Origin of the sequence: Streptomyces sp. NPDC001222 (assembly GCF_042896945.1) — a bacterium.
Taxonomy (GTDB): domain Bacteria; phylum Actinomycetota; class Actinomycetes; order Streptomycetales; family Streptomycetaceae; genus Streptomyces; species Streptomyces gibsoniae.
Genome location: NZ_JBIAXT010000035.1, coordinates 91,150 through 98,264, shown reverse-complemented (window position 1 = coordinate 98,264; position 7,115 = coordinate 91,150). Strand labels below are relative to the sequence as shown.

Genomic DNA, 7,115 nt, shown 5'->3' with positions numbered 1-7,115 from the left:
CACGAACAATCCCGCCGTTTTGTGTGCGGTGTGCCGGGTTGTCAGTTTCATAGTGTTTCGGTGGTCATAGCGTGAGGGAAACGCCCGGTTACATTTCGAACCCGGAAGCTAAGCCTCACAGCGCCGATGGTACTGCAGGGGGGACCCTGTGGGAGAGTAGGACGCCGCCGAACAAATTTTGAGAAATCCCCTGTGCCATTCGGCACGGGGGCTTTTTGCGTTCAGGAACTTGCATTCAGTGGGCGGTCCTCCGAGGAGGACCCACTCACCCTTCGTCCCTACCTCAGAGACGGCCCGCTGCCTTCAAGGCCAGATACGCATCCGCCAGAGCCGGCGCCAGGTCCTCCGGTGCCGCGTCCACGACCGTGACACCGTGACGACGCAGTTGTTCCGCCGTGCGGGTGCGTTCCGCCTGGGCCCGTGCCGCCGCGGCGGCCTCGTAGACCGCGTCGACGTCCCCACGAGCTGTCGCCATACGGGCGACGTGCGGATCGGAGACCGAGGCGAGCAGCACCGTGTGACGCCGGGTGAGGCGGGAGATGACGGGCAGCAGCTCCTCCTCGACGGGTGCCGTGTCGAGGGTGGTCAGCAGGACGACCAAGGAGCGGCGCGAGGCCGTGCGGAGCGCGGTGGCCGTCAGCCCTCGGGCGTCCGTCTCGATGAGTTCCGGTTCCAACGTGGCCATGGCGTTGACCAGCGCCGGCAGGAGTTCACGGGCGGCGCGGCTCTGGATCAGGGCGCGTACCCGGCGGTCGTAGGCGAGCAGGTCCACCCGGTCACCGGCCCGGGAGGCCAGAGCGGCCAGCAGCAGCGCGGCGTCCATGGAGGCGTCCAGGCGTGGTGCGTCACCGACGCGGCCGGCGGAAGTCCGGCCGGTGTCCAGGACCAGGAGGATGTGGCGGTCGCGTTCGGGCCGCCAGGTGCGTACCGCGACGGTGGTCTGACGGGCCGTCGCGCGCCAGTCGATGGAGCGGGTGTCGTCGCCGGGGACGTAGTCGCGCAGGCTGTCGAACTCCGTGCCCTCGCCACGGGTCAACACGCTGGTCCGGCCGTCCAGTTCACGGAGGCGGGCCAGCCGGGAGGGAAGGTGCTTGCGGCTGGCGAAGGGGGGCAGGACTCGCACCGTCCAGGGGACCTTGTGGGTGCCCTGGCGGGAGAAGAGACCGAGGGGGCCGTAGGAGCGGATCGTGACGCGGTCCGCGTGGCGGTCGCCGCGACGGGTCGGCGTGAGACGGGTCGTGATCCGGCGGCGCTCGCCCGGAGGGACCGTCAGACGGTGCCGGGACGCGGCTACTTCGGTGCCCGGCTGCCAGCTGCTGGGCGGCCAGGCGTCGCGGAGGCGGGCGCGCAGCGGCCGGCCGGACGGGTTGGTGACGGTGAGCGTCACGTCGGCCGCCTCGCCCAGGCGGACGGAGGTGTCACCGGACCGGGTCAGACGGAGGCGGCGTACGGGTGCGGCCAGTGCGAAGTCGCATGCGCAGGCCAGGGCGAGTGAGCCGTTGACGGCGAGGACGCCCGTCCAGTCAGGCGCCCAGAAGCCGACCGGGAGGGCGCCGAGTGCCGCGAGGAGCGCGGCTCGTCCGGTGAGCGCCATCAGCGGGGCACGGGGACGTGGGCGAGGATCGCGTTGATGACCGAGTCCGCGGTCACGCCCTCCATCTCCGCCTCGGGGCGGAGTTGGACCCGGTGACGGAGTGTCGGGAGGGCGAGGGCCTTCACATCGTCGGGGATGACGTAGTCACGGCCCGTCAGCCAGGCCCATGCGCGGGCCGTGGCCAGGAGTGCCGTCGCGCCACGGGGTGAGACACCCAGGGTGAGTGACGGGGACTCACGGGTGGCGCGGCAGATGTCCACGACGTAGGCGGTGATCTCGCGGGACACCGTCGTCTTGGCGACGGCGGCGCGCGCCGACTCGAGGTCGGCGGCGCTCGCCACCGGGCGTATGCCGGCGGCGCGCAGGTCGCGCGGGTTGAAACCGGCCGCATGGCGGGCGAGGACGTCGATCTCGTCCTGACGGGACGGGAGAGGGATCGTCAGCTTGAGCAGGAAGCGGTCCAGTTGGGCTTCCGGGAGCGGGTACGTGCCCTCGTACTCGACCGGGTTCTGGGTCGCGGCGACCAGGAACGGCTCGGGGAGCGGGCGCGGGTCGCCGTCGACCGTGACCTGGCGCTCCTCCATGGCCTCGAGGAGGGACGACTGCGTCTTCGGCGGGGTTCGGTTGATCTCGTCCGCGAGGAGCAGGTTGGTGAAGACCGGCCCGGGCTGGAAGGAGAACTCGGCGGTGCGCGCGTCGTAGACGAGGGAGCCGGTGATGTCGCTGGGCATCAGGTCCGGCGTGAACTGGACGCGCTTGGTGTCGAGTTCGAGGGCCGCCGAAAGGGCGCGGACGAGCAGGGTCTTGGCGACCCCGGGGACTCCTTCGAGGAGGACGTGGCCGCGGCACAGAAGGGCGACGACAAGGCCGGTGACTGCGGGGTCCTGGCCGACCACGGCTTTGGCGATCTCGGCGCGCAGGGCCTCCAGGGAGGCCCGGACGGCGCCCGGGTCCCCGGTGTTCCCGGCGTTGTCAGTGGTCGGGTCCATCATGGACGGCGTACCTCTCTTTCGAGGGCGTCGAGTTGGTCGGCGAGTGCGATCAGGGCCGCGTCGTCACCGGGCGGCGGGCCGAAGAGGAGCGGGTGCAGGGGCTGTCCGTCGTCGCGCAGATGGGCGGACAGCGCGGGGAGCAGGGCCTCGGGCGCGTGCGCCTGGGCGAGGGGGACGCCTACGAGGGGGGCGAGGCGGGTGCGGGCGGTGGAGCGCAGAGCGGCGGCCGCGCGGTCGCGGGCGCGCGCCTTGCGGTAGAGGCGGGCGCGGCCTTCGACGGTTTCGGAGGCGCGGATCGCGACGGGGAGTTTCTCGTGGACGAGCGGGCCCAGTCGGCGTGCCCGCCACAGGGCGGCCACGGCCGCGGCGATGAAGAGCTGCAGTGTGCCCCACAGCCAGCCCGAGGGGAGCAGGTCGATGAAGCTTCGTTGGCCCGAGTCGGTCGCCGAGGTGTCGGAGAGCGAGGGGAGGTACCAGACCAAATGGGAGCGGGAACCGAGCAGTTGGAGGGCGAGGGAGGCGTTGCCCTGCTCGTCGAGACGGCTGTTGTAGAGGATGTCGGGCGCGCCGAGGACGACGGTGTCGCCGCTTCCGGATGCGGCCGGGAGTCGCAGCAGGGTGGGCAGGCCGTCGCTGAGGTAGCAGCGGTCGGCGTCGGCGACGGTCGTGAGGTAGCGGAGCCCGCCCATGTCGGCGCTGCCCGCACGCCGGGCGGCGGGCAGTGCGCAGCCGGGGTCCAGCTGCGACTCGAAGCTGGGTGCGGGGTCCGCCGAGACTCCCGGGGCGAGGCCGTCGAGGGAGGTCCGGGGGGCGACCAGGACCGTTCGGCCGCCGGAGTCGCGCGTCGTCTGCTGCAGACGCTCCTGCTGGTGGTGCGTCAGAAGGTCAGGTGCGGCGAGCAGCAGGGTGGTGTCGGGCGCGGTGGCGGCGCGTGCCTCGTCGAGCGTGGTGACGACCCGGGTGGAGACGCCGCGTTCGGCGAGGAGCGTGGCGACGGCGTGGCTGCCGTAGGGGTCGGCCGAGCGCGGGTCGAGTCGGCCGTGATGAGCGCTGGAGCGGACGACGGCGATCACGACGGCGCCGACCAGGAGGAGCACGACGGCGAGCAGGACGCCGCGCGACCGGGTCCACAGCTGGCGGGCGGTGGGCGAGGCGGAGGTGGCGGGGAGCGTGGCCTCGGCGGTCATCCGGCGGCTCCGTGGGCGTCGGGCGCTGTGCCGAGGGTGCTGTCGGCGAGCTGGGGCTTGGTGCGCTCCAGGTCGTCGTCGAGGGAGGCGAGTCGGCGGTATGTTCCTTCGCCCGCGGCCCGGCCGCCGTATGTGACGTCGTCGAAGTCCCGGGCGGCGGTGTGGAGCCGGTCCGCGTGGTCGGGGAGGGCGCGGCCGGCCTCGGTGGCGGCCTCGTCGGCGGTGCGGCCGGGGCGGACGTCGAGCAGCGCGCGTTCCTCCAGGGAGCGGACGACGGCACGCATGCGTTCCTGGACGGCCTGGTTCCAGTGGCCCTGGGCGGCATGCGCCTCGGCGGCCGCGCGGTGTTCGGCGGCGCTCTTGGGGCGGTCCTCGAAGAGGGTGGCGGACGAGGTGGGCAGGCGGCGCGGGGTGCCGAGGCGCCACCACAGGGCTCCGACGAGCGCCAGGACCGCCAGCACGATGACGAGCAGGCCCACGGAGCCGCCCGGCGTCGCGGTGGACGCGGCGTCCAGGAGGCCGCTGACCCAGTCCCAGAACGCGTTCAGGGCGCGCTGCAGCAGGCTGGGGTCGTTCTCGTGGTACATCCGCTTGGCCAGCTCACGCCGGGCCGCCTCCCGCGCCGGATCGCGCGGGATCGTGACCGGTGGCTGGTCGCCCGAGCGCCACAGCACCGGGGCGACCGCCCACACTCCCCCCGTCGGACTCACCCCGTCAGCTCCCCGGGGTGGCGGTGGTGTCGGCGCCGTAGCCCTGGACGCCTGCGGCACGGGCCAGGTCGAGGTCGAGGGCCTCGCGGCGGATGCGCTGGTCGATGTAGAGCAGCACGGTCACACCGGCACTGATCGGGAAGGTGAGCGTGCGCCCGATCACCGAGCCGATGCCGGTGACGATCAGGAACGTCCAGCCGGGACTGGCGCCGGCGCTGCCCATGAGGTTGCTGATGCCGTCACCGCTGAAGACCGCCGCGATGGCGGCGAAGGGGATGACGACGAGCGACCCCACGATGCTCGCGATGATCTGGGCGAGCACCTGGATGCTGGCGACCCGCCACCACGAGCCGCGGATCAGCTTGGCGGAGCGGCTCATCGACGTGCGGATGCTCTGCTTCTCGAGCATCAGCGCGGGCGAGGCGAGCGAGAAACGCATCATGACCCATATGTCGACCACCAGGGCGCCGAGGCCGCCGATGACGGCCAGCGCGACGCCCGCGACGGTCGGACCGGACACCGCGATGAGGATGCCGGGTGCCATGCCGACGGCGAGGATCGCCAGGGCCATGAGCGGCAACAGGAGCGTCAGACCGGACAGCCTCAGCAGCTGCGGGCGGGCGTCGCGCCAGGCCTCCGCGACGGTCACCGGCCTGCCGAGCACCGCCCGGCTGGTGACGGTGGTCAGCAGCGCGGTCGCGATGATGGTGCCGAGCAGCGTCACCAGGAAGACCACGCCGGAGCTCAGCATCACCTCGCCCATGGCGCGGCCCACCTCGCTCGCCGAGGAACTGGGGTCGCGGAGGGTGGCCGTGGTGGCCTGGTCGTCGAGGACGAACTTCTGGAACAGGATGGTGACGATCTCCGTCAGGACGGAGACGCCGAGCGAGATGCCGAGGACCGCGCGCCAGTGGGTGCGCATGGTGGAGACCGCGCCGTCGAGGATCTCGCCGACGCCGAGCGGGCGCAGCGGGATCACACCGGGTTTGGCGGCGGGCGGCGGGCCCCAGGCTCCGCCCCAGCCTCCAGGACCGCGGCCTGGGCCGCCCCAGCCGCCGCCAGGGGCCCCGTAGCCGGGGGGAGGCCCGTAACCGGGACCTGCGGGCGAGCCGCCCCAGCCGGCGCCGGGCGGGGGCGGCGGGGCCTGGCCGGGAATCCGGGGGTGCGGAGCGCTCCACTGTCCCGACGGGGGCTGCTCCTTGGACCACTGCGTCGGCGGCTGCGGCTGATCGCCGCCGCTCTGGTCCGAGGGCTGCTCCGCGGGCGGCGCGCCGGTGGCGTCCGGCTGTTCCCCGTCGGAGGGTGCGGATCCGGGCGATGCCCAGCCCGGAGTGTCATTCATCGTCGCTCCTTCACGGTGCCCGCTCCGCGGACGCGGCGGCGAGTTGGCAGACATCGTGCCACGCTGTGTCCGGCGAGGGACCAGGGGCGGTGTGGGCTGTACACCTTCAATTGTCGGCGGGATACGGGGCAGACTGACCGCATGGCTGATCAGTACGCGCGACCAGGCGAGGACAACCAGTCGACGGACATACCCGTGATCCGCTGGGAGGAGCCGCCCGAAGGGCCTGTACTGGTCCTTCTCGACCAGAGGAGACTGCCGGCCGAGGAGGTCGAGCTCGTCTGCACCGACCCGTCGGCTCTGGTGGACGCGATCCGCACGCTCGCCGTGCGCGGGGCGCCACTGCTCGGGATCGCCGGAGCGTACGGTGTGGCGCTGGCCGCCGCCCGGGGCTTCGACGTGGACGAGGCCGCCGCCGCGCTGGCGGGGGCCCGGCCGACCGCGGTGAACCTCGCCGTCGGTGTGCGCAGGGCCCAGGCCGCGCACCGGGCCGCGTTCGCGGGCGACGGAGACCTGCGGCAGGCCGCGGAGGCGGCGCTGGCCGCGGCGCGCGCCCTGCACCAGGAGGACGCCGAGGCCAGCGCGCGGATGGCGCGGCACGGTCTGGCCCTGCTGGACGAGTTGCTGCCCGGCGGCGGGCACCGGGTGCTCACCCACTGCAACACGGGCGCGCTGGTGTCCGGCGGCCAGGGAACGGCGTTCGCGGTGATGCTCGCGGCGCACCGGGCGGGGCGGTTGCGCAGGCTGTGGGTGGACGAGACGCGTCCGTTGCTGCAAGGTGCTCGTTTGACGGCGTACGAGGCGGCCCGCAACGGGATGGCGTACACCTTGCTCACGGACAACGCGGCAGGTTCCCTGTTCGCGGCGGGCGAGGTGGACGCCGTGCTGGTCGGGGCCGACCGGATCGCCGCCGATGGTTCGGTCGCGAACAAGGTGGGGAGCTATCCGCTCGCCGTTCTCGCCAGGTATCACCATGTGCCGTTCATCGTGGTGGCGCCGGTGACGACGGTCGATCCGGGCACGTCGGACGGGGCGTCCATCGAGGTGGAGCAGCGGCCCGGGCACGAGGTGACGGAGGTCACCGCACCTCGGGTGCCGGTGGCGGGAGCGGAAGCGGGAGGCGGGATACCGGTGGCACCCCTGGGAACCCAGGCGTACAACCCGGCGTTCGATGTGACGCCGCCCGAGCTGGTGACGGCGATCGTCACCGAGAAGGGCGTCGTCTCCCCTGTGACGGCCGATGCACTCGCTGCGCTGTGTGACAGCTCACGCCAGGTAACAATTTAGATA

The 7,115-nt window shown here is 72.8% G+C and carries 6 protein-coding genes and 1 rRNA gene; 2 read left to right on the top strand and 5 right to left on the bottom strand.

All coding sequences use genetic code 11. The annotated features are described in order from the left end of the window. The first annotated feature begins 56 nt into the window (after window positions 1–56). Window positions 57–173, top strand: a 5S ribosomal RNA gene (gene rrf / locus ACFY2Z_RS34070). Between the two features lie 110 nt (window positions 174–283). Here rrf and ACFY2Z_RS34065 read toward each other — a convergent pair. The 5 genes from ACFY2Z_RS34065 to ACFY2Z_RS34045 are packed head-to-tail and all read right to left on the bottom strand — an operon-like array spanning window position 284 to window position 5,825. Beyond that, window positions 284–1,594: a DUF58 domain-containing protein gene (locus ACFY2Z_RS34065; RefSeq protein ID WP_390747908.1), complete on the bottom strand. Its 1,311-nt coding sequence runs from the start codon at window positions 1,592–1,594 to the stop codon at window positions 284–286. After that, complete coding sequence (locus ACFY2Z_RS34060; RefSeq protein ID WP_390747907.1) at window positions 1,594–2,583, bottom strand: AAA family ATPase; 990 nt, start codon at window positions 2,581–2,583, stop codon at window positions 1,594–1,596. Before ACFY2Z_RS34060 ends, ACFY2Z_RS34065 begins: the two co-directional genes overlap by 1 nt. Then, on the bottom strand, window positions 2,583–3,773 hold the full coding sequence (locus ACFY2Z_RS34055; RefSeq protein ID WP_390747906.1) for a DUF4350 domain-containing protein: 1,191 nt from the start codon (window positions 3,771–3,773) through the stop codon (window positions 2,583–2,585). The genes ACFY2Z_RS34060 and ACFY2Z_RS34055 overlap by 1 nt, the downstream gene beginning before the upstream one ends. Next, window positions 3,770–4,483 carry a DUF4129 domain-containing protein gene (locus ACFY2Z_RS34050; protein ID WP_390747905.1) on the bottom strand — a complete coding sequence of 238 codons (714 nt, stop codon included), beginning with the start codon at window positions 4,481–4,483 and terminating at the stop codon, window positions 3,770–3,772. Before ACFY2Z_RS34050 ends, ACFY2Z_RS34055 begins: the two co-directional genes overlap by 4 nt. A 4-nt stretch (window positions 4,484–4,487) precedes the next feature. After that, window positions 4,488–5,825: a hypothetical protein gene (locus tag ACFY2Z_RS34045; protein WP_390747904.1), complete on the bottom strand. Its 1,338-nt coding sequence runs from the start codon at window positions 5,823–5,825 to the stop codon at window positions 4,488–4,490. Between the two features lie 141 nt (window positions 5,826–5,966). Here ACFY2Z_RS34045 and mtnA point away from each other — a divergent pair, with 141 nt between their 5' ends. Next, window positions 5,967–7,112: an S-methyl-5-thioribose-1-phosphate isomerase gene (gene mtnA, locus ACFY2Z_RS34040; RefSeq protein ID WP_390747903.1), complete on the top strand. Its 1,146-nt coding sequence runs from the start codon at window positions 5,967–5,969 to the stop codon at window positions 7,110–7,112. The last annotated feature ends 3 nt before the right edge of the window (window positions 7,113–7,115 follow it).

Excerpts from the sequence above, each read along its gene's own strand:
- mtnA (WP_390747903.1), top strand. The coding sequence starts at position 5,967 with ATGGCTGATCAGTACGCGCGACCAGGCGAGGACAACCAGTCGACGGAC.
- ACFY2Z_RS34045 (WP_390747904.1), bottom strand. The coding sequence starts at position 5,825 with ATGAATGACACTCCGGGCTGGGCATCGCCCGGATCCGCACCCTCCGAC.
- ACFY2Z_RS34055 (WP_390747906.1), bottom strand. The coding sequence starts at position 3,773 with ATGACCGCCGAGGCCACGCTCCCCGCCACCTCCGCCTCGCCCACCGCC.
- ACFY2Z_RS34060 (WP_390747907.1), bottom strand. The coding sequence starts at position 2,583 with ATGGACCCGACCACTGACAACGCCGGGAACACCGGGGACCCGGGCGCC.
- ACFY2Z_RS34065 (WP_390747908.1), bottom strand. The coding sequence starts at position 1,594 with ATGGCGCTCACCGGACGAGCCGCGCTCCTCGCGGCACTCGGCGCCCTC.